This window comes from Methanobacterium lacus (assembly GCF_000191585.1).
Taxonomy (GTDB): domain Archaea; phylum Methanobacteriota; class Methanobacteria; order Methanobacteriales; family Methanobacteriaceae; genus Methanobacterium_B; species Methanobacterium_B lacus.
This window is the reverse complement of sequence record NC_015216.1, coordinates 881,982-903,992: the sequence shown is the minus strand read 5'-3', so window position 1 is coordinate 903,992 and position 22,011 is coordinate 881,982. Positions and strand designations below refer to the sequence as shown.

Sequence of the window (22,011 nt, the reverse complement as noted above, 5' to 3'; positions counted from 1 at the left end):
CAATTTTTTTTTGTTTTCTAAAAATTTGATATTATGATTCGATAACTATCGAATTATTTATTTGGGAAATTGTATATAAATGTTTTCATGTATAGTTTCATAATAAAGAAAAAATGTAGATTCCAAGGATTTAATGGGAAACCCCGGGCTAATAAAAAAGGAATAGTTTACATGGTAAATTTGTGAACCTTAAAATGAATAAACTAATTATTAAGCTTGGACTAAAAGTTACAGTAAAACGGTTATCAAGCTAATTTCCATTGAATTTGTTTTTCAAAAAGTTAGAGGTTTAGGATCATGGCCATTTTCAAACGTACATCAAAGATGCTGAACAATTTAAGGAGTAAAGTTTCTGAAGAGACTGGTTCAACCCAAGAACTTAGTAACAACGAGGATATGAATTATTTGTACGAAGTCAGTGTTGTTACACCCAGTTACAAGGGAGAAAAGCATATTGTCCGATTTTTAGATTCCATGAAGAATCAGAGTTTAGCACAACACCTCTTTGAAGTTATCATAATCATTAATGGAGAGCAGGACAGTACCCAAGATCTTGTTGAAAAATTCAAGCTCAAAAATCCCGATATGAACATAAAGATTCCATACTCAAAACTTGCAAACGCATCAAATGCCCGTAATATTGGAGTTAAAACTGCTGAAGGCAAGTATATCACCTTTATTGATGATGATGATTATGTGTCCCCAAATTTTTTGGAGGAACTTTACAAGCATGCTGCTCCTGAGAGAATAGTCATGGCTCCAATGATGGATGTGGATGAAAACAACAACATCAATCCCAATTCAAACAAAGATATTGTTGAAGGAATAATAAACGATCCGTACACCAATATAGGCCGTTACTTCTCATTCACTGCATGTAAACTGATTCCATCATCTAATTTAAAGAGGATAGCCTTCGATGTTGATCTCACAAGTGGAGAAGACATCGTGTTCTTTGCAAATCTTATGACTTCGAACAATTTTGAAGTTTACATGGTAAAAAAAGAATCAAAAGCCATTTACTACAGGGTGCTAAGATCAGACTCTGTTTCTAGAAAGCCCATGAGCTTCAAATTTAATGTGGAAGATCGTCTCGCTGTAATCAAGAAATTAAACGACTACCTATCTAAGACAGATAATGCAGATGGCATAAGTGGACTTAAAATAAGGATAAACGCACAAACAACCTTCATAAATAAATATCTGAAGGCACATCCCAACGAATATAACCGAGTTCTTGAAGCCATACACAGTGCTGACTTGGAATACTTTAACATGAATGAATTAAATAGAAATCTTGCCCAAAAACTCTACATATCCTTCAGTTTTTTGCCATACAACGATATAAGTTCCTACTTCATGGGAAAACGCATATCTAAAACCGGAAACATCGTCGACGTTATTTCCAACAACATGGATCCCATGAGGAAAAGGGATGAAACCAGTATGAAGATCACGGAAGATTATTTGGGAAGGAACGTCATCATCAACTCTGTTCCAACACTTGGAAACTGGAAACACATGAAGAATTTTTGTGAAAAAGGAATAACTGCCATAGACCAATTAGTTAAACAAAATAATGGCTACGAAGAGATTTACAGCTATTCCATGTATCCTGCATCCAATTTATTGGCATTTAACTACAAATTGAAACATCCAGAAGTAAAGTGGATAGTTGAGTTTTCAGATCAATCTATTTATGAGAATATTGGAGACATCATAAATGCAACCATAGATGAACCTGATGTGTTAAGCAAACTCAACAAAACCCTTGTTGAGAACGGATTTCCAGAGGATTCCTCCGGAAAAATCTTCTTTTTAAATGAATATTTAGCATATGCATTTGCAGATGAACTAATATTTCAAAGCGAAAATCAGAAGCAGTACATGTTGGATAAGTTTCCATACCCAGAACTAATGGAAGTTATCAACAAAAAAATCGAAGTAATTGCTCCACCAGTACTGGACTGCAAATTTTACAGTTTAATCCACCAGAATTACCAATTAAATTCTGATATCGTGAACTTCGCCTACTTCGATTCAGCCCATGAAAAAATACATTTAGAACAAGTTTACAGTGCTATTAAAACCTTGAAGGATAACTTCAAGGACAAGTTCATGATCCATGTCTTCACAAACGATCCTGAAGGATTTAAACACAGCATAAAGGGGTTGGTGGACGAGGGCTGTTTGAATATTAATCCCCAAGTAAATTTTCTCGAATTCTTAAATCTAACAACCAAATTTGACTGTTTAATTGTTACAGATCAAAAAACAAAACAAACAAAACCCTCAAATCCATTTCTACCATCTAAATTTTATGATTACGTTGGAAGTGGAACAGATATTTGGGGAATAAGTGAAGAAGGAAGTGCTTTGAGTCTCCAAAACATGAAGTACAAATCTGATATGTATGACTCCCAATCAATCCATGACAGCTTGGTTCACATCATTGAAAACCACCTTAGAATAAAATTTTAAAGTATGAATATTTAAGATGAATTTTTTTTATTAATAATGGTGGTCAATTTATTTAATTAAATTATTAAGTGGATTATATTTAGTTGGTTGTTTAGAATTTTTCTTGGTAAATTTGTTATACATCCAATCTAAAAATTCCTTTTTATCCTTATTATTTCCTTTAATAAATTGATTATGAATTCTATGCAACAGATATGCAATTCTAAATGATTTTGTCTTTGCAATAATTTTTAGTTGCATGTTGATATCGTTTAAATCATCTTCCAGTGATTTGATTGTGGTTTCATAGGTTTCTATGACATTTTTATTTTGAGTTAAACATTCATTTTGCAGATTAAAGTGATTTTTAATTAACTTTACAGTTTTTTCTTTATCTAATACTCCATCATGTCCATTTTCACTGGAATATAAAATAATTTGAATCTGATCATGGAAGTATTCTGATTTATTTAATCTATCTAAAAATGGTAAAAGATTACGATGAAAATCAATTTCAGAATTCACATTAATTACGTACGTAAAATTGGGTATATATTTTTCATGTTTAAACAATTCAAACACATCAAGTCTGCAGCCATATTCTTTCAAAGCAGTATCATAATCTAATTTATCAAAACATACATTCAAAACATTCTCCAAATGTCCTTCCAAAGCCTTACAAAAGATTTGAGGATTGTTTATTATGGCCTGCGACTTTTTCATTAAGGTGGATAAAATGAGTGAAGTAAAACCTCCACAAGAACTTCCAAAAAATAGTATGTCTTCGGGATTTATTCTATTTTTAAGAGCTAAAATTTTGATAATATCTAATATTGTTAGCAAATACCAATTGTCGGGGGTGCCAACACCCCATCCTAATGATAATCTTTTCACATCATATCTTAATGGTGATTTTACTGGCAAATACAATGTTGGATCGTTGTAATAAATTACAGATTCTTCAAATTCATCTTGCCAAGTGAGTCTTCTGAATATAGGAGGAGACATTTTATCGGGAGCGTGTGCACCTGAACCAAAACAAATTAAATTTTTATTGTTACTTGCTAATCTAACTAAAAACTCATATTTAACCTGGGCGTGATTAATTTGTAAGGAAAATAGTTTGTCTTTAGGGTAATTGAAACTTTTTAAATCGGATAGGTTCATTATAAAATTATCCTCAGTATTCATCTTAGTTTCTCCTAAAATCTATACGTCTTGAATGAAAAATTTAACTAATGATGTTAGCCAGAATTTAAGTAAAAACAACTGTATTAAAGAAGTATTTAAAGAATTAAAGAATTTAGTTAGTCTTTAATTCCTTCCAACACCTTTAAATTCAATTCCTGATGATTTGAAAAGATCCTGATCTAGTATGGGTCTGTTACAAATTAAAATCGATTTTTTAATCATTTCAGGAGTTATGCTACGATAATCATCATGATCAGTCATCAATACAACACAATCACAGTTTAGTGCTTCTTTTAAATCCACAGGTTCTGCTTCCATCCTTCTTATTATCTCAGGATCAACGTATGGATCGTTTGCAAGTACCTTGGCCCCCAAACCATTCAGAGTATCTATCAAATTTTTTGAAGGAGTTTCCCTGTAATCTGCAACGTTTCCTTTGTACGCAACACCCAAAACTCCTACAGTTGAAGAAGATATGGATTTACCCTTGTTTTTTAATGATTTTTCTACCAGGGATGCCACATGGTTTGGCATGTGTTCGTTTATTTCCCTTGCTGTCTGAATTAATCTCGCAGGGACTCCATTTTCCTTGGCTATTTCCACTATAAAATAGGGATCTATTGATAAACAGTGCCCGCCCACACCGGGTCCTGGAGTGTGAATATTTACTCTGGGATGATAATTTGATGCTTCAATAGCCTCTATTACATCTATATTTATGGATTCACATACCATTGCTAGTTCATTGGCAAGTGCTATGTTCGTGTCCCTGTAGGTATTTTCCATGAGTTTTACCATTTCAGCCGTGACAGTGTCCTTTACTGTTACAACCTTTCCCTCAGTGATCGATCCATAAATTTCTGCTGCTTGTGCAGAACTTTCAGGGTTTATTCCACCTATTATTCTTGCGTTGTGTGTCATTTCATATATTGTGTTGTTTGGAAGTGCTCTTTCAGGAGTGTATGCTACTCCGAAATCTTTTCCAGATTTCAATCCACTTTTTTCTAGAATTGGAATCACAACGTTTTCGCATGTGTATGGAGGACTGGTACTTTCAATTATGACCAGATCATCCTTTTTCAATCCCTTTGAAATGGTTTCACAAGCTGAAATAACTGCTGTTAAATCTGAACAATTGTTGTTGTCAACCGGTGTTGGAACCACAACTATCATTATATTGGAATTGACAGCAGCTTCAACCCCATTGGTAGTTGCAGACAACATTTTATTTGCAACCATGTCTGAAATAATGGTCTCTAAACCTGGTTCCATGATAGGAGAAATTCCTGAATTGATCTTTTCAACAGTTTGAGGATTAATATCTACACCAACAACTTTATAACCGTTTTTAGCTAATAATGATGCTGTTGGAAGCCCTATATACCCCAAACCATATAAAGCAATTCTAGTTTGATTATTCATAATAATACCTCTATTAAAATTAAATTAATTGATATTTAAATGTTGTTTTATTTTTGAATTTAGGCTAAAATAATTAGTCAGAATAAATTACACCTACTTAATCAATTTCCCAAGGGGATTGTACTTAATTTCATTATCAGATTTTTTACCTGTAATTTGAGCTAAACTCCATCTTATGAAATCTGTTTTATTTGTCATGTCACCCTTGACAAATTCATGTGAGAATCTGTGTAAGAAATATGCGAATCTGTAGGGCTTTGTGTTTAATATTTTTTTCAGCTCTGTTTTAATTTGATTTAAATCATTTTCAAGTGATTTAATGGCCGTGATATTTTTACTTTGTGCAATCTGAAGGTTTTCGATCCTTTTTAAGTTATGTTCTGTCACTTTTTCGTGGCTCTTCTTCTGATTTAAAATTCTCTCCTCATAATTTGCCCTGGTATTTTCAAGGTTTATTCTCTGTTCATTAAATTTATTTTTAAAATTCTGATTCATATCCTTGATCTGAACAGTGTATTGCCGTTTCTGTTGTTTTAACTGTTCTTCTAGATCCAATTTTTCTTCAAACAGAACCATTTCACCAAGAGTATTGGTAGCTGATACATGGAGGTAAATATTTCTCAGTCTATGATTCAACCTATCAACATCCTCATCACTGAGTTTCAAGGCTTCAAATTCTTTTTTAATTCTTAAGAACAATTCTTCTTTAAATCTTTCATCACTTTGTTGGAACCAGTACCCCAATTGATTTATTTTAAATCTAATGAACTCAAAGTTATATTCTTCCCTGAGATCATTCTCAATCAAAATTTTTTCCACGTGATTAATAACCTCAAATATGTCAAAAATTTTTTCTTTAACATAAACTGAATTTGTTATGGAATCCATATTGGATGTGCGGTAGTTGTAGATTTTACCGGGACAAAAGGATATTTTAGTGGCCCTTATCATTATTTGAACATGAAATGGCACATCTTCAAAATTCATGTTGCGGGGGAAATAGAAATCATCATATCCCTTGATAAAATCAGATTTGTACAATTTAAACCAAACTGAAAAACTGCTGTTTAATAAAAAGGGTTTAATATCCTTAATTTGGAATGTAAAATTGTTGTAATCAATTGTTGGATCATCGAAGTAGTTTTCAACGGTTGATCCTGAATTGAAATACTTGTTTTCCCTGTCATTGTAACGAGAAATTGGAAATAGAACAAGATCAGAATGGTTTGAAATAGCATTATTGTAGGTTTTTTCGAGGGCATCTAATTCAAGCCAATCATCAGAATCTACAAATTCAATGTACTCCCCAGTGGAATGTTTCAAACCAGTTTTCCTTGCAACGGCACAACCAGAGTTTTCCTGATTCACAACTAGGATCCTATCATCTTTTTGAGCGTATTCTTCCAGAATATCAAGAGAACCATCTGTTGATCCATCGTTTACACATATAATCTGAATTTCTTTGAGAGTTTGATTTGTAACACTATCTAAGCACTGCCTTAGATACTTTTGAACATTATAAACAGGAATAATTATCGATACTTTAACATCTTCCATTTGAATCGTCCCCAATACAATTAATTATCTTCACACCATTTTAAACCCAATATTTATATCAACTGTTTTCATTCCCATTACTGTTTCAAATCCATGAATCCTCGTTGATCAATTATTCTAAAAAATGAATAATCACTATTAAATGGTTATTTTTGTTTTTATTTAAATATTAAAATGTCAAATGAATATTAAAGTATTTGTTCATGGGAAATAATTTTACAGAATTTATAAATTAAATATAGGATACTAATAGTTTATTTAGTTTGCAACTGATTGAAAATAGAAAAACAACAAATTTATTGAAATTGATAAAATAACTTAACCCATATTGTAAGTGATTCTAATGAAACCTGATTCAAATTCACAAAAAAAAGCTGAAAGAGAAAAATCAGTCCAAAATGATAAAAATTCCAGTACAAAATATTTATCCCAGTACTACGAGCTTGAAAATGAGTCATTATATCAAAAAGAAGAAATTGAAAAGTTAAAAGATAATTACGCCCAGATGAGAGCTAAACTCCACAATCAAAAAAGAACCAGGAGTAAATTAGAACAAAAAAAGAAATCAGCAGCTGTTAAACTCAAAAATCAGGAGAATGATGTGGCTCTTCTGAGTAAAAAAAATCAGGAACTCAAGAATCAAATAGAAAGGTACAGATCTAGGAAGATAGTGAAGGCTACCGATGGAATAATCAAGCTACTTCGGAGAATCAAATCAAAACCATCCATAAAATCCGATGTTAAGAAAGTAGCAGATGAATCAGATTATATTGAAAGATCAGATAAAATAATATCAGAGTCTGAAGAGCCTGTAACTTTTCAATTTGAACCTAAATATCTTGAAGATATTAAAGTCGCCATAATAATGGATGAATTCAGTTACAACAGTTTTAAATTCGAATTCAATGCCTTGGTTGTGGGCCCGGATAATTGGAGGGAAATATTCCAAACAGAATCCCCCGACCTTTTCCTCTGTGAATCTGCATGGCATGGAATAAACCCTGAAACCAAACCTTGGACCCGAAAAATTAGTCATTCCATAAAATCAAACAAAGAAAATAGGAAAGAACTTTTAGAAATACTTGAATATTGTAAAACTCACCATATACCTTCAATATTCTGGAATAAGGAAGATCCAACCAATTTTAAATTTTTTGCAGATACTGCGGTGAAATTCGATCATGTTTTCACGAGTGCAGAGGAATGTATAAACTGTTACAAGTCTACCTTTGGACATGAAAGTGTTCACAGCCTCATGTTCGCAGCACAACCCAGACTCTTCAACCCCATAGAGGAAGAAGAACGTACAGATGATGTGATATTTGCTGGAAGCTGGTATGCGCACTTCCCAGATAGATGCAAGGAAATGTCAACCATTTTCAACCAAATTATTAAAAGTGGATACAACCTGAAGATTTACGACAGGGCATTCTACAACGAAGATCCAAGGCGTAAGTTTCCAGAGGAATACCGTGATTTTCTTAATCCGCCTGTTTCCCATGATAAAATGGCCAAAATATATAAAGAAAGCAGATATGCAGTTAATATTAACTCTGTAACAGATTCCAACACCATGTTTGCAAGACGTGCATTCGAACTGATACTATGTAACACACTAGTCCTATCAAACCATTCGAAAGGACTTGAAAGATTATTTAAAGATACCATAGTTTTTATGGACCAAAATAAAATAAACCTTGAGCACAGCAAGGAAATGAGACTTAAAAACCTTTACAACGTCCTTAATAACCATACCTACACCAACAGATTCAAACAGATACTGGACACCATAAACTACCCCTACCTAGAAACAGACAAAACAGTGACCCTCTACTACCAGACCAAAACACCAGAAGAAACAGAAAATGCAATTAAACACTTCCAAACCATTGATTACCCATATAAAAAGGCCATGGTACTTGAAAAGAATGAAGATGAAACTAAACTGGTTGAATCTAAGTTAAACAACTCAAACATAATCATAACACCTATAAACGGCCCTGAAGAATTAAGTAATATTATTAACAACACACCATACTTCATATTCTCGGATACTAATTTAAAGTCAGATTTCATTAAGAAAGCTGTTTTACACTACAAATACATCGAAACCAAGTATGGAATAGTTGAAGGAACTAATTTCAGGTTTGAAAAATCCAACACTACCCAAAATACATTGTTTAACCATCAAGAATTTGAAAATATTATCAAAAAGCAATTTGAAAATGAAGCAGAAGAGATACCAGTTTACTGCATAAGGGTATGATTTTTTCATAGGAACTAACAAAGTTTTTAAATTTGTAGAACCGGGTTTTACCTTAAAAAAAAAGGATGATACAATGGGGATCAAGGAGTACATTGAATCCAATGAAAAAACTCACAAAAAGGGTAAAAATATAAAATATATCTTTTGTGAAGGAAAAACTTCAAACCAACTCATTGTAAACTTTCCAGGATTTGCAAAAGCCCATGAACTCCCTCAGTACAATTACATACGAACATTGAAAAATTGTAACTGTAACAGACTGTTTATTTTAGATGATTATGGACCTAGGGGCAGTTATTTAATTGGAGAATCAGGGGATAGTTCTATTGAAGAAGGTGTAATATCCCTTATCAATGCTATCTGTGAGAAGTATCGTATAAAAAGGGAAGAAGTGATCACCAACGGAACTTCCAAGGGTGGTTTTTGTGCTCTTTACTACGGAATCAAATATAATTTTGGATATGTAATAGCTGGATCTCCTCAAACCAAGTTAGGAGATTATTTATGCTTTTTTCCAGAAATTGCAGATTATATTTCAGGAGGACATGAACCTAAGGATATATCCTACTTAAATTCTCTGCTTTACAACTTGGTAGAAGATAGTGATGAATTTCCTGAAATTTACATACATGTTGGAGAGGGTGATCATCATTACAAAAACCACATCATCCCATTTTTCAACGAGTTAGACAAAAAAAACGTGACCTACCATCTTGAACTTCGAAATTATTTCACACATTCACTCATAGGTAACTACTACATTGAATATTTGCTGAAAACCCTTAAAAGTATTGATAAATCTATTGTAGACCCAAAAACTCCAGAAATTATTAGTACTTCAATCCAATCTAATGGAAACCATCTGGAAGTTTTCTGTGGGGCCAATGGCGATGATCTTGAGTATTCTGTGGAACTCTACAGTTTAAATGATTTGGTTGAAAAAACAAGCTATCAAAATAGTCCCAAATTCATGTATCCAATCAGCACACCAGGTAAGTACCATGCAAAGATCTACGTGAAAGATGATACATCCTATAACACCAGTTTAACCGATGAAATTGAAATCAAAATCGAAGAAAACCTTCGGGGAATTGAGAATGCTGATAAATCAAGATCTAGCAATTTTTTAGGGAAAAAATTCAATTCCTTAAAGTCCAAGATTGGATCAGGCCATCTAAATTTTTTTAAAAGTAAAATATCTGCTGATGAACTAAATCCTTTGCACGAACTTAAAATAGAAAAAGTAAGCAGTAACAGCTATAAATTTACAATTCAGCGAAATCAGGATGTTGAATCATTTGCTTGGTACATCTTACTAAATGGAGAACGAGTAGATACTATCTGGTACAGGCAAGAAAATTATATGGAGTACACCTTCAAGGAACCCGGGAACTACCAGATTAAATATTTTGTGAAGGATGAGAATTCGAAGTTGATGTACCTATCTGAGCCTATTTTGTTGGATAAGCAAGATATCAAATGAAAGCGCCAAAATTTGATGGTTAGAATGTACATACTAAAATCTTATTAACCATAATTCTTATATTGAAATTAATAAAATTAGGGACAGAAACAATATGCACGATGAAAATGGGGATAATGGAGCTTTAATGGAAAAAAGTTCGATTAAATATGAAAAACTTGCTGAAAAATATTTATCACAGTATCTACAACAAGAAAATCAATTATTATATCTGAAAGATGACTACAATCGTCTTAATAATCATTACAACACCATTAGATCCGATCTTTATAATCAAAAGAGATCCGTGAGTGGTTTGTATAAAACTTATAATCAAGTCAATGCAACACTCAAAGAACAGAAAGAATTGGAAAATAAATTGGAAAAAGAAAATTCAATCCTAATAAAACAGATTGAATCGTACAAAAAGCGCAAGATCGTTCGCTTAACAAACATTGTACAGAAGCTATTAAATAAAAACCGTTCCAAAAAGGTAGTGCAATTAGAAACACAACCACTAAAAGATAAGAAGGAGAATGTTGATAAAACTCCAGAAATTCCAGTTGTCCCAACAAAATCCGTGCCTGAAGATCCTAAATATCTTAAAGATATTAAAGTCGCCATAATAATGGATGAATTCAGTTACAACAGCTTTAAATATGAATTTGATGCACTGGAAGTGGAACCTGAGAACTGGAGGGAAATATTTCAAACAGAAAACCCTGACCTTTTCCTCTGTGAATCTGCATGGCATGGAATAAACCCAGAAACCAAACCATGGGCCAGGAAGATCAGTACCAACACCAATTCAAAGAAAGAAAATAGAACTGAGCTTCTTGAAATACTTGATTACTGCAGGGAACACAGTATTCCCACCATATTTTGGAACAAAGAGGATCCAACCCATTATCATAACGAGGTCAGTAGCTTTGCAGATACAGCTTCAAAATTTGATCACATATTCACGAGTGCAGAGGAATGTATAAAAGATTACGAAGCTGATTACGGGCATCATAGTGTTCACAGCCTCATGTTCGCAGCACAACCCCGACTCTTCAACCCAATTGAAGATGATGAAAGAACAAACGACGTGATATTTGCTGGAAGCTGGTACGCACATCACCCCAGAAGATGTGAAGAGATGAAAAACATCTTTGACAGTGTTTTAGACCAAGGTTACAAGCTGAAAATATATGATAGAACCTACTACTCTAAGTTAAATGATTCCTACAATTTTCCTTCGGAGTACCAAGACTTTGTTAACCCCTCAGTTTCCCATGATCAGATGGCCAAGGTGTACAAAGAAAGTAAATATGCCATAAATATTAACACAGTCACAGATTCCAACACCATGTTTGCAAGACGTGCATTCGAACTGATACTATGCAACACACTAGTCCTATCAAACCATTCAAAAGGCCTTGAAAAACTGTTTAAAGACAACGTGGTATTCGTGGATCAAAAGGGAATAAACCTTGAACACAGTGCTGAAAGAAGATTGAAAAATCTTTACAATGTCCTAAAAAACCATACCTACACCAACAGATTCAAACAGATACTGGACACCATAAACTACCCCTACCTAGAAACAGACAAAACAGTGACCCTCTACTACCAGACCAAAACACCAGAAGAAACAGAAAATGCAATTAAACACTTCCAAACCATTGATTATCCATACAAAAAAGCCACAATAATAAAAACCAACCATGATACACGAGTTGGTGACACAACACCACACCCAGATATAACCATGATACCCTCTAAAAACAGCGAAGAACTGGAGGGGTTAAAAAATGATTCAAATTATTTCATATTTACAGATACAGATTTGAAACCAGATTTCATATGGAAAGCCCTGCTTCATTACAGCTACATCGAAACCAAATATGGAATTACAGAGGGGAAAAATTTCAGGTTCAAAAAAACCATTCAAACCACTAACACACTGTTTAGCAGCCAAAACTTTGAAAAAACAGTTTCATTACATATCAACAGCGAAAAGGATGAAGAAATACCGGTTTACACCATAAAAATATAAATTTTGTTGAATAATATGTTGGGGAATAATTTAGGATTTTAGAAATTTATTGATGGGTTAAATATTTTAGGGGATCGTATGAAGCTTGAAGTAAATGAGGATAGTTACAAATTACTGTGTGATAAATATTTGTCTCTAGCCCTGTGTGAATATAATCAATTTTTATTTGAAAAAAACCAATTAAATGAACTTATTAATAAATATAGCAGTTTTAGATCCGAACTTTATAGTTTACAAGAAATTTCAGAGGATCTGACCACTGAAACCTTTGAGATGGAATCAGATTTAATCCATACAAAAAAAACTGCGGAAGATCTTGAAAGGGAGAATACAGAATTAACAAAGGTTTTGAAGACATATGATTCAAGAAAGATCATAAAATTTTCAAATAAGATTTATGGTCCCTTCAGTTCAGTTAAAGAGGTTGCGAAGAAGATATTTAGGAAATCCAAACAAATGAATTCAAATAGGAAAACTAAAAATCTTCCTAAAACCCCAAATATCCAACCTAATAAACCAACAAAGCCCTATTTGAAAGGTTTGAAAAAAATTAAAGTCGCTATTATTTTAGATGAATTCAGTTACAATGGATTTAAATATGAATTTGATGCAATTCCTTTAGAACCCACCAATTGGCTGGAAATTATGCAGACTGAAAAGCCAGACATGCTCTTCTGTGAATCAGCATGGAGTGGAGGAGCATGGCAGGGTAGGATTCAATACAATGGAGAATCAGAACCTGAAAATCGTGCTATTTTATTAAACCTGCTACAATTTTGTGAAAATAATAAGGTACCAACAATATTTTGGAACAAAGAAGATCCAACCAATTTTAACAGTTTTTACGATACTGCCTTGAGATTTGATCATATTTTTACCACGGATGAAGAATGCGTTGAACTGTACAGGGATAAGTATGGCCATGAAAGTGTTCATTGCATGTTATTTGCAGGCCAGCCCAGGCTGTTCAATCCAATTGAAACCCATGAAAGAACTGATGAAATCATATTCGCAGGTAGTTGGTACGTGCATCATACAGAAAGATCCAAGGAAATGGAACAAATATTCGATAACATCCTAAGAAGTGGTTACAACCTTAAAATTTACAACAGATTCCAAGAATTTGGTAAAAAACATCCCAATTACAGGTTTCCAGTTAAATACCACAAATATCTCAATCCTCCAGTAGCACATAACAAGATTGGTGACATCTACAAGGAAAGTAAATACGCACTTAATATAAACACAGTAACTAAATCAACCAGCATGTTTGCAAGGCGTGTATTTGAACTCATGCTCTGCAACACACTGATCCTTTCAAACTATTCCAATGGGATGTATCGATTGTTTGATGATAACATTGTTTTCGTTGGTAGCGAAAAAATTGATCTAAATAATTCAGAATTGAAACAAATGAACAATTTATACAACGTCCTAAAGAATCACACCTACAAAAACAGGTTTCAGGAAATATTGGATGCCATTGGATACGAGTATCAGCACGATAAAAATCCAGTCACGATGTACTACAAAATCAACAACAAGACAGAGATCCCCGATATTTTGAAACACTACAAAAGTCTTGATTATTCCAATAAAAATCTTGTTTTATTATCAAATCAAATATCCAAAGCCGAAATAAAGGATATAATAAATAATTCCACAGATGAGTATGAATTTTATAATTATGATGATGTTGAGGATATGAATATTGCAAACAACACAGAGTACTTCATATTTGCAAACACACAACTTGAAGAAGACTTCATTGATAAAGCCATTTCACATTTTTCATACATTGCACCAGAATTTGGAGTTGAACAAGGCGAAAAATTCAGCTTCAAATACTCCGAAAAAATAGAAAATGTGTTGTTTGAAAATGAGAACTTCAATACCATGTTAAATAATCAACTAAAAGGTTTAAAAACGAGCTTTCCTGTTTACCAAATATTGATTTAAAATTTGATCAAATAAAAAAAAAAATCATATATAATTAATGTAAAATTTTTTTTACTGGTTGGAAAATTTTCCCAGAAATTTTTTTAGTTCTTCACTGTACTCTTCAGGGTTGTTTGAGGACAGTATGATCTGTTTTAGATCATGGTAAAATCCACCCTTGGTTTTTTCGTTTTGATGTCCATTTTCCCTAAACATGGCATTCCAAATATGAAATCCCCATATGTCATCCAGATCTAAAGTAGGGATAATCTGTTTTGAAGGTTTCAAATAATCTTCATACTCAAAGTAATTTATTGGTGACACGAAGTTTGGATCTGCAAGATATTTGTAGTGTTCGGGATTTTCAGAATCCATCACTGATTTAAGCAGTCTTGGTCCAGTTTCACCATGTTTTACATTTTCAAGATCCATGGAGTCGACAGCATTTATCAGATTAATTATGAGTTCATCTCCCCTAGAAAGTCTTAAAAATCCATTGTTAGGATATATTGTATTGTCAACATTGTACTGGGATGAAATAATGTTTTCAAGGGGGTAGATTTCGTTGATATTTTTAATGGCCAGAATATCACAATCAAACCATGATTTTCCGGTTATCTCAATACATTTGTATCTGAAAACATTGGCAAATCCTGAGTAGGATCCCTTGTTGAAACCTTCCTTATAGGTGAATATTTCAGATTCATCAATGATCTGATTTGCATCTTTAAGTTTAACACCGTCTGGGACATTGTCCAGATCTTCGTAGGTGTACAAAGTCACAGTGTGTCCTGTTAAGATCATGGATTGGATGGATAAATGTTGTATTTCAGGCAGGGTATGATCAGTACTGATCCAAAGTGTGAATAGGTCATTGTTTTCGTTTATTAGCTTTAAACTGCTTTTAAACTCATCTATTGCAGGATTTACTGTTTTGTTTCCATTAAGTTGGACAGTGTCATGCATAGAAAATTGGTATTCCTTTAACAGTTGAGTGTTTAGAAATTTCAAGCGTGAAAGCTGGATTTGAAGATTTGATTCAGCTGTTTCATGTGTCTTTATGGATTTTTTTAAATCAGAATTATCTTGCTTCCATTTTTGAAGTTCGTTTTCGAGTTCTTTCCTTGATTGTTTCTGATGGTCGATCCACTTTTTAAGTTCCATATTTTCTGTTTTAACAACGGAAATGTTGGTTTCAATTGTTGATCTTGACTCGTAAAACTGTTTGACCTTCAGTTTTAGATCTTTATTTTCTTCTTGAAGTTCTAAAATTTGAACCTGAAGATCTCTGTTTCGATCTGTAAGGTAACTGTACAGATTAGAGTTAATGATCTTGTTTTTAATATATTTCCTTATCAAATTCCTCCTAATCCACTTCAACGTTCGTTTTACAGGTCAACAATCTATTAAATTTAAAAAGGATAAGTAGAATAATTTCTTTGAATAAAGAATGATATTTAGTCTACTCATCCCAAACAGGCTTTTTATATCCGAATTTAGATGCTAGTTCATCATCCCACTGATTTTTTACGAACATTGTATCGTAGTCCTTCGAGGATTTTTCCTTCAAAACTTCGGTGGACTGCTGCAATTTATGATAAACGTTTGCTTCAGAGGTGTGATATATCTTTAAATTCATTACATGACGTACGTAGTTACAGTACATACGATCTGAGCGGTAGTGACGTCCATATTCAGCATCCAATCCAACTGAATTTTTAAGTACATCATTTCTTATGTAGACACAGAAAAATGGTGCGAAACTCAGTTCCACATAGTTTCCAGAGTGGAATAAGGGAAGGTTCACCATGTTGTTAAAGAGTCCCGATAAATTAACATCACATTCGTAGTTTAAAGATGCGTATGGCACATGTTTAGTTAGGGTGTTACTTTCTGCTGGAAGAATTTGTTTAGGAACTATTAACCCACAATCCTTGAGTTTGTATGCTGCCTTTTGCATGGCCTCAATTGCTCCAGGTGTTATCATGGCATCGTTGTTCATGAGTAATATATCATTTCCCTCACTAGCAATTTCTATTCCCTGATTCACTGCATAGGTAAAACCATAGTTTATCTGATTTTTAATGAGTTTGATGGATGATTCTGTTTTCATTTTTGTAAGGTAGTCTGTCACAGCCTTGCTTGAATTGTTATCCACCACTATTATCTCCACCCAACCTTGAAGGTTCAAATTTAACAGGGCTTCTAAACATTCCTGAATGTCTTCAAGCGACTCGTAACTTGGAATAACTATGCTTACGTTATTTATATTATCCATTTGTTTAATTTGGGATGTTTTTTCATGGTTTCTTTGTGCCTGTTTTTTACGAAGCAGTTTTAGAAGTGCTTCGTTGGATGGTTGATTTTTTGTTTGTTTGTGGTGATTGGTGAGTAGTACGGGGATAGAGTACAACTTTGAATCGTTGACCATGCGCATTATCCATTCCCAGTCAGTGTATTCTTTTAAGCTTTCATCAAATCCACCTATTCTTTTGTAAAGGTCTTGTTTATGACAAACTCCGTTTAGATCAATGTAGTTCCTGTTTTCAAGGAGTGATCTGTTTAAACTTCCGTAGTTCGCTGCAAATGGATATTTCTTATTCTCCTCAAAGAGGAACTGTCCGCAGTAAAGGGCATCTGCATCTTCAAGTTTGGAGAATGCTCCCATCATTGCACTCATATACCTTGGATCCCAGCTGTAATCTGGATTTAAATAAGCCACATATTCTCCATGGGTTGCTGTCAAACCCAAATTTCTTGCAGACCAGGTTTCCTTGCAATCAGGATTCTGGATTAAAACCAGGTTTTCTAGTTCTAGTTTCCTTAAATATTCCAATGATCCATCAGTACTTCCCCCATCAACAACAACCAACTCGATGTTAGGATAGGTTTGTTCTAAAACAGATTCTATTGCAACTTTTAATGTTTTTATTGAGTTATAAACCGGGATTATTACTGAAACTAACGGTTTGTTATCGGTGGTTTCTGATAGTGTTATTAGATGTTTGGTGATGTCTTCCATCGTTGCGAAACATCTCTTGTCCTGTTCACGAAATGGTGCGAAGAGGAGTGGTGAAACCAGGGAATTTTTTAGAAATCCTGAAAGATCCCTGAAGTTTTTGGTTTGCGCTAGGATCATCCTAGTTTTTGAAACCAAATTCCCGTTAATTCCATCATAAACCCGTATATCATGAGTTTTTTCATCTATAAATGATGGTGGTATGTTGAATTTGAAGACAGTATACTCTTCACTGCCTTGGTCTTGGATCTTCTGGGTTTTTAGGTTGAAGTTCTCATCATCGATCCGTAATATTATGTCCGAGGCTTCTGTTTCACCTACTTCCACACATCCTTCAATGGACATATCTGCCCTTCTAAGAAATATTTCACCGCTATAATTTTTAGATTCTGCTTCGGTTTCTTCCCTGTGAGTTTTCCTGTTTTCCTTGATTCCGTAGAGTGCGTAGTGTACGAGTGGGTTTAATTTGGATTTTTTTACATCAGAGTGGTTTTCGAAGTAGTACTCTGCATCAAATTCCCTGCTCGGGTTTCTGCCCTCTTTAAATCCATTGTAGATGTAGTGAATTATTGGATCCTTTCCAGTTTTCCTGATATCAGCGTAGGTGTTTAGGTAGTATCCAACATCAAGCAGATTATTTTTCTTTATTTCTTGATACCCCTTTCTGTTGATAAGCGTGGTTTTAAGCCCCATTCTTGGAATGTAACGGATCATATTTAAAAATGGAAATTTTGAGATGATTCTCTGGCCAACAGATCTGTTTTTATTGTTTCTAAATTCAAATTCTGTTTTTACTTCATCCACACGGGTTTCAAGGTCTTTTACTTGAGTTTTATATTCTTCAAGGTCGTTACGGATGTTTACATTCTCATTTTCTACTTCGGTGTAGATATCCACGGATCTTTGAACTAATTCATTGAGTTCTGGATGGTTTTCATACAGTATTCCATTACCGTTGATTTCCAGATAACTGAATTGGAGTTCGCTTTCTGATTCCCTGATAAAATCGTTTATAACATCTTTATAATCCACGTAAAGTTCTTTAATTGTATTTAATTCAGAGTTATCATGTTCTTCGGGAATTTCAGATGATTCTGCGTCGGAAAACATGAGGAATATGGGTGGAAAGTTATTGTTTTTTTTGTTAGTTTCCACTGTCTCGAGTATCTTCTTGAGCTCTTGATAATCTTCTGTTAAATTTATGATGAAAGCATCGTAGTTTTTAGTGAGCTGAAGTTGTTCTAAGACTTTTTGATTGACCACTTCAACACTTTTTTCTTGTTCAAAGTAGTATTTAGAATCTGTTTGATCTTTTAATGGGTTTAAAATTGTTAAATTGGCATTTTCATCTTCACAATACTTTATCAGGTTTTCTGTGATTTCTTCTATATTTGAATGAATTTCAACAATGTTTAATGGTTTTATTTCGTTAATTATTGGACTCATGACCATTTTCCAGTAAATGTTCATAGATCTCCCCCATGTTTTTTCAATTGTATATATTGTTCTAAAACCATTTATTTATTCCTAAATTATACCCAAATTTACTAAAAATGGTTTAAATAGTACTTTTTTTAGTTTTTCCACATATTTACAAGATATGAGTTTTGTTTAATTCGTTTAATTGGATTTTAAAAAATATAAAAAAAGTGTATGTGACGGATCTAATATTTTACATTGGTTTCTTTCAATGGTTTCCATTCACTGTCTTTATCTGATAAAACAACATTTCCAGCTTCTTTCAGGGGCCATTCTATGTTTATGTCTGGATCGTTCCACATTATGCCTCCCTCATCATCAGCGTTGTAAAAGGCTGTGCATTTGTAGGTGAACTCAGCCACATCAGATAAAACCAGAAATCCATGGGCAAAACCTTCTGGAACATAGAACTGTTTTTTATTTTCTTCTGATAACACAACTGATTCGTACTGACCATAGGTTGGAGAATTCTCCCTTAGATCTACTGCAACATCGAACACAGTTCCCTTTATCACCCTCACGAGTTTACCCTGTGGTTGGGTGTACTGGAAGTGAAGTCCCCTTAAAACACCCCGTACAGATCTGGATTGGTTGTCTTGGACAAATTCCATATCTAGTCCTGCTTCTTTAAATTCACCTTGATGATAGGTTTCCATGAAGTAACCACGATCATCTCCAAAAACTGTTGGTTCAATGATGTAAACATCATCGATGGATGTTTCTATAAATTTAAATTTTCCCATTAGTTTGCACCTTCTAAATTAATTTTCATACAGAATAATATCCAATCTTGAGTTGAAGATTTGAATTTGATTAGTTTCCATTGACTAATATTTATTTCAGCCACGAACATAGTAATTTAAAGAGAAGAAACTATATATACATTTTAGTTTAATTTATATTTTAGTTTAATTACTGCTTATTTAGAATTTAATATTAGAGAATTTTAGTGATATATATGAAAATAACAATAGTTGGAACAGGTTACGTTGGATTAGTTACTGGTGCTTGTTTTTCTGAAATGGGAAATACAGTTTACTGCATAGACATTGATGATGGTAAGGTTAAAAACCTTACAAACGGAATCATACCCATATTTGAACCGGGTTTGGAAGAGTTAGTGTCCAAAAATGTTGAATCAGGTAACCTCATGTTTTCAACTGAATTAAATTTTGGTCTTAAAAATTCTAGCATATGCTTCATAGCAGTTGGAACACCCATGGACGAAGATGGAAGTGCCGACATGCAATACGTGCTCGAGGCTGCCAGGGAAATTGGGCAGCTCATTTCAAACGATTTAATAGTTGTGAATAAATCCACTGTACCAGTTGGCACTGCAGATCAGGTTAAATCCGTCATTGAGAATGAAATGAAATCCAGAAAGGTGAGTTACAGGGTCGATGTTGTTTCAAATCCTGAATTTTTAAAGGAAGGTGCTGCTGTTTCTGACTTTATGAGACCTGACAGAGTGGTTATTGGTTCAGACAATGATGCTGTCATCGAAGTTATGAAGGAACTCTACAAACCATTCACAATAAACCATGATAGGTTCATTACAATGGATATTAGAAGTGCTGAAATGACCAAGTACGCTTCAAACGCCATGCTTGCAACCAGAATTTCATTCATGAATGAAATGGCCAATATCTGCGAGCGAGTTGGAGCTGATATTAACTTTGTAAGGGAAGGTATTGGAAGCGATAAAAGAATTGGATACAGTTTTTTATATCCGGGATGTGGATATGGTGGCAGTTGTTTCCCAAAAGATGTGAAGGCTTTGATTAAAACAGCCCAAGATCATGGTTACGATTCAACCATTTTGAAGGGTGTTGAAACAGTGAATGAAAACCAAAAATTCTCAATTGTAAGCAAGATCCTAAAGAGGTTTGGAGACGATCTCTCTGGAAAAAGTTTTGCTGTTTGGGGACTTGCATTCAAACCTGAAACCGATGATATGAGGGAAGCAGCGTCTGTTGTTATTATCAATCAACTCATTGAGCATGGTGCAACCATCAGGGCCTACGATCCAAAGGCAATGGATGCAGCCAAGGAATATTACTTCAAATCCAATCCAGATATAAGTTTTCACAGCAACAAGTACGATGCCGTTGAAGGGGTGGACTCCATAATACTCGTTACAGAATGGAAGGAATTTAGGAGTCCGGATTTTGACAAGCTCAAAAATACTGCTGGTAAAACCATCATCTTTGATGGTAGAAATCAGTACAACAAAACCATGCTTGAAAAGCTTGGCTTCGAGTATTATCAGATCGGAACAGGATAATATATAGAGTAACTAATAAATTTTCTTTATATGAAATCCAATAGAGATTAAAAGACATTGGAGAAGATTTTATTATATAAATTCAACATGAACTGGAGATTATAATGATAAGTGATCATAGATTTATTGCTAATTTTGAGAAGTACAGGTACTTACTTGTTCAGCTCATTAAAAGGGATATTCAGGTTAAGTACAGAAATTCTATGCTTGGAATTTTCTGGAGTTTTTTAGAGCCATTGCTCACCATGATAATGTTTACCATCATATTTTCTTACATTTTCAAACGTGACATCCCTAACTTTCCAGTTTACTACCTGATTGGTAGGGTGGCATTTTCATTGTTCCAAAGTGGTACTACTGGCGCCATGAAATCTATAATTGGTAACAGCGCCATATTGAGAAGTGTTTATGTTCCCAAATACTTGTTTGCACTTGCATCTGTAGGATCAGCTTTTGTAACCTTCCTTTTATCATTGATAATATTGGTAGCTGTTATGATCGTAACCAATGTTCACTTCACCATTTACGTGATATTTGCAAGTCTACCAGTTCTGGTACTGCTTCTCATGACACTTGGTGTGGGTCTCATTCTTGCAACTGTAACAGTATTTTTCAGGGACATCGAACATTTGTACGGAGTTTTTACAATGCTTCTCATGTATGGTTCTGCAGTTTTCTACCCTGCTTCAATCATACCTGCTAAATGGCAGTTTTTACTTACAATAAATCCATTTTACGCCATAATAAGTTGTATGAGAACTGTTCTTATGAATGGTACACTTTACAACACAGGCGAGCTATTGTATGCAACTGTGTTTTCAATTCTGTGCCTGGTCGTTGGAATGGGATTATTTTACAAGTATCAGAATAAATTTTTACTACATCTATAAAG

The 22,011-nt window shown here is 33.8% G+C and carries 13 protein-coding genes; 7 read left to right on the top strand and 6 right to left on the bottom strand.

Annotation, left to right across the window (positions count from 1 at the left end):
* Window positions 1–297: 297 nt before the first annotated feature.
* Window positions 298–2,481, top strand: a complete 2,184-nt coding sequence (locus METBO_RS04620; RefSeq protein WP_013644514.1) for a glycosyltransferase — start codon at window positions 298–300, stop codon at window positions 2,479–2,481.
* Between the two features lie 48 nt (window positions 2,482–2,529).
* On the opposite strand, the gene METBO_RS04615 is transcribed toward METBO_RS04620, so the two are convergent.
* From METBO_RS04615 to METBO_RS12610, 3 genes are all read right to left on the bottom strand, one after another.
* Window positions 2,530–3,651 (bottom strand): hypothetical protein, encoded by a 1,122-nt coding sequence (locus METBO_RS04615; RefSeq protein WP_013644513.1) that lies wholly within the window; start codon window positions 3,649–3,651, stop codon window positions 2,530–2,532.
* Window positions 3,652–3,774: 123 nt separating this feature from the next.
* Complete coding sequence (locus METBO_RS04610) at window positions 3,775–5,073, bottom strand: nucleotide sugar dehydrogenase (protein ID WP_013644512.1); 1,299 nt, start codon at window positions 5,071–5,073, stop codon at window positions 3,775–3,777.
* 93 nt (window positions 5,074–5,166) lie between these two features.
* A complete protein-coding gene (locus tag METBO_RS12610; protein ID WP_013644511.1) occupies window positions 5,167–6,630 on the bottom strand; it encodes a glycosyltransferase family 2 protein in 1,464 nt (487 codons plus the stop codon).
* Window positions 6,631–6,973: 343 nt separating this feature from the next.
* On the opposite strand from METBO_RS12610, the gene METBO_RS04600 reads away from it, so the two are divergent.
* The 4 genes from METBO_RS04600 to METBO_RS04585 all read left to right on the top strand — a co-directional run bounded on the left by METBO_RS04600 (window position 6,974) and on the right by METBO_RS04585 (window position 14,358).
* Window positions 6,974–8,896, top strand: a complete 1,923-nt coding sequence (locus METBO_RS04600) for a glycosyltransferase family protein (protein WP_013644510.1) — start codon at window positions 6,974–6,976, stop codon at window positions 8,894–8,896.
* Window positions 8,897–8,969: 73 nt separating this feature from the next.
* Window positions 8,970–10,379: an accessory Sec system protein Asp2 gene (locus METBO_RS04595; RefSeq protein ID WP_013644509.1), complete on the top strand. Its 1,410-nt coding sequence runs from the start codon at window positions 8,970–8,972 to the stop codon at window positions 10,377–10,379.
* Window positions 10,380–10,506: 127 nt separating this feature from the next.
* Entirely contained in the window at window positions 10,507–12,399 is a 1,893-nt protein-coding gene (locus METBO_RS04590) for a CgeB family protein (RefSeq protein WP_227717242.1), read from the top strand.
* Between the two features lie 78 nt (window positions 12,400–12,477).
* Window positions 12,478–14,358, top strand: coding sequence for a CgeB family protein (locus METBO_RS04585; protein WP_013644507.1), 1,881 nt, complete (start codon window positions 12,478–12,480; stop codon window positions 14,356–14,358).
* A gap of 51 nt (window positions 14,359–14,409) precedes the next feature.
* Here METBO_RS04585 and METBO_RS12605 read toward each other — a convergent pair whose 3' ends face one another.
* The 3 genes from METBO_RS12605 to rfbC all read right to left on the bottom strand — a co-directional run bounded on the left by METBO_RS12605 (window position 14,410) and on the right by rfbC (window position 19,578).
* Window positions 14,410–15,696 carry a hypothetical protein gene (locus tag METBO_RS12605; protein ID WP_013644506.1) on the bottom strand — a complete coding sequence of 429 codons (1,287 nt, stop codon included), beginning with the start codon at window positions 15,694–15,696 and terminating at the stop codon, window positions 14,410–14,412.
* A 103-nt stretch (window positions 15,697–15,799) separates the two neighbouring features.
* Window positions 15,800–18,826 (bottom strand): glycosyltransferase family 2 protein, encoded by a 3,027-nt coding sequence (locus METBO_RS12945; protein ID WP_013644505.1) that lies wholly within the window; start codon window positions 18,824–18,826, stop codon window positions 15,800–15,802.
* A 194-nt stretch (window positions 18,827–19,020) separates the two neighbouring features.
* Window positions 19,021–19,578, bottom strand: coding sequence for a dTDP-4-dehydrorhamnose 3,5-epimerase (gene rfbC, locus METBO_RS04570; RefSeq protein ID WP_013644504.1), 558 nt, complete (start codon window positions 19,576–19,578; stop codon window positions 19,021–19,023).
* A gap of 215 nt (window positions 19,579–19,793) precedes the next feature.
* On the opposite strand from rfbC, the gene METBO_RS04565 reads away from it, so the two are divergent.
* Window positions 19,794–21,119: a UDP-glucose dehydrogenase family protein gene (locus METBO_RS04565; protein WP_013644503.1), complete on the top strand. Its 1,326-nt coding sequence runs from the start codon at window positions 19,794–19,796 to the stop codon at window positions 21,117–21,119.
* Window positions 21,120–21,223: 104 nt separating this feature from the next.
* Window positions 21,224–22,009, top strand: a complete 786-nt coding sequence (locus tag METBO_RS04560; protein WP_013644502.1) for an ABC transporter permease — start codon at window positions 21,224–21,226, stop codon at window positions 22,007–22,009.
* Window positions 22,010–22,011: the final 2 nt, after the last annotated feature.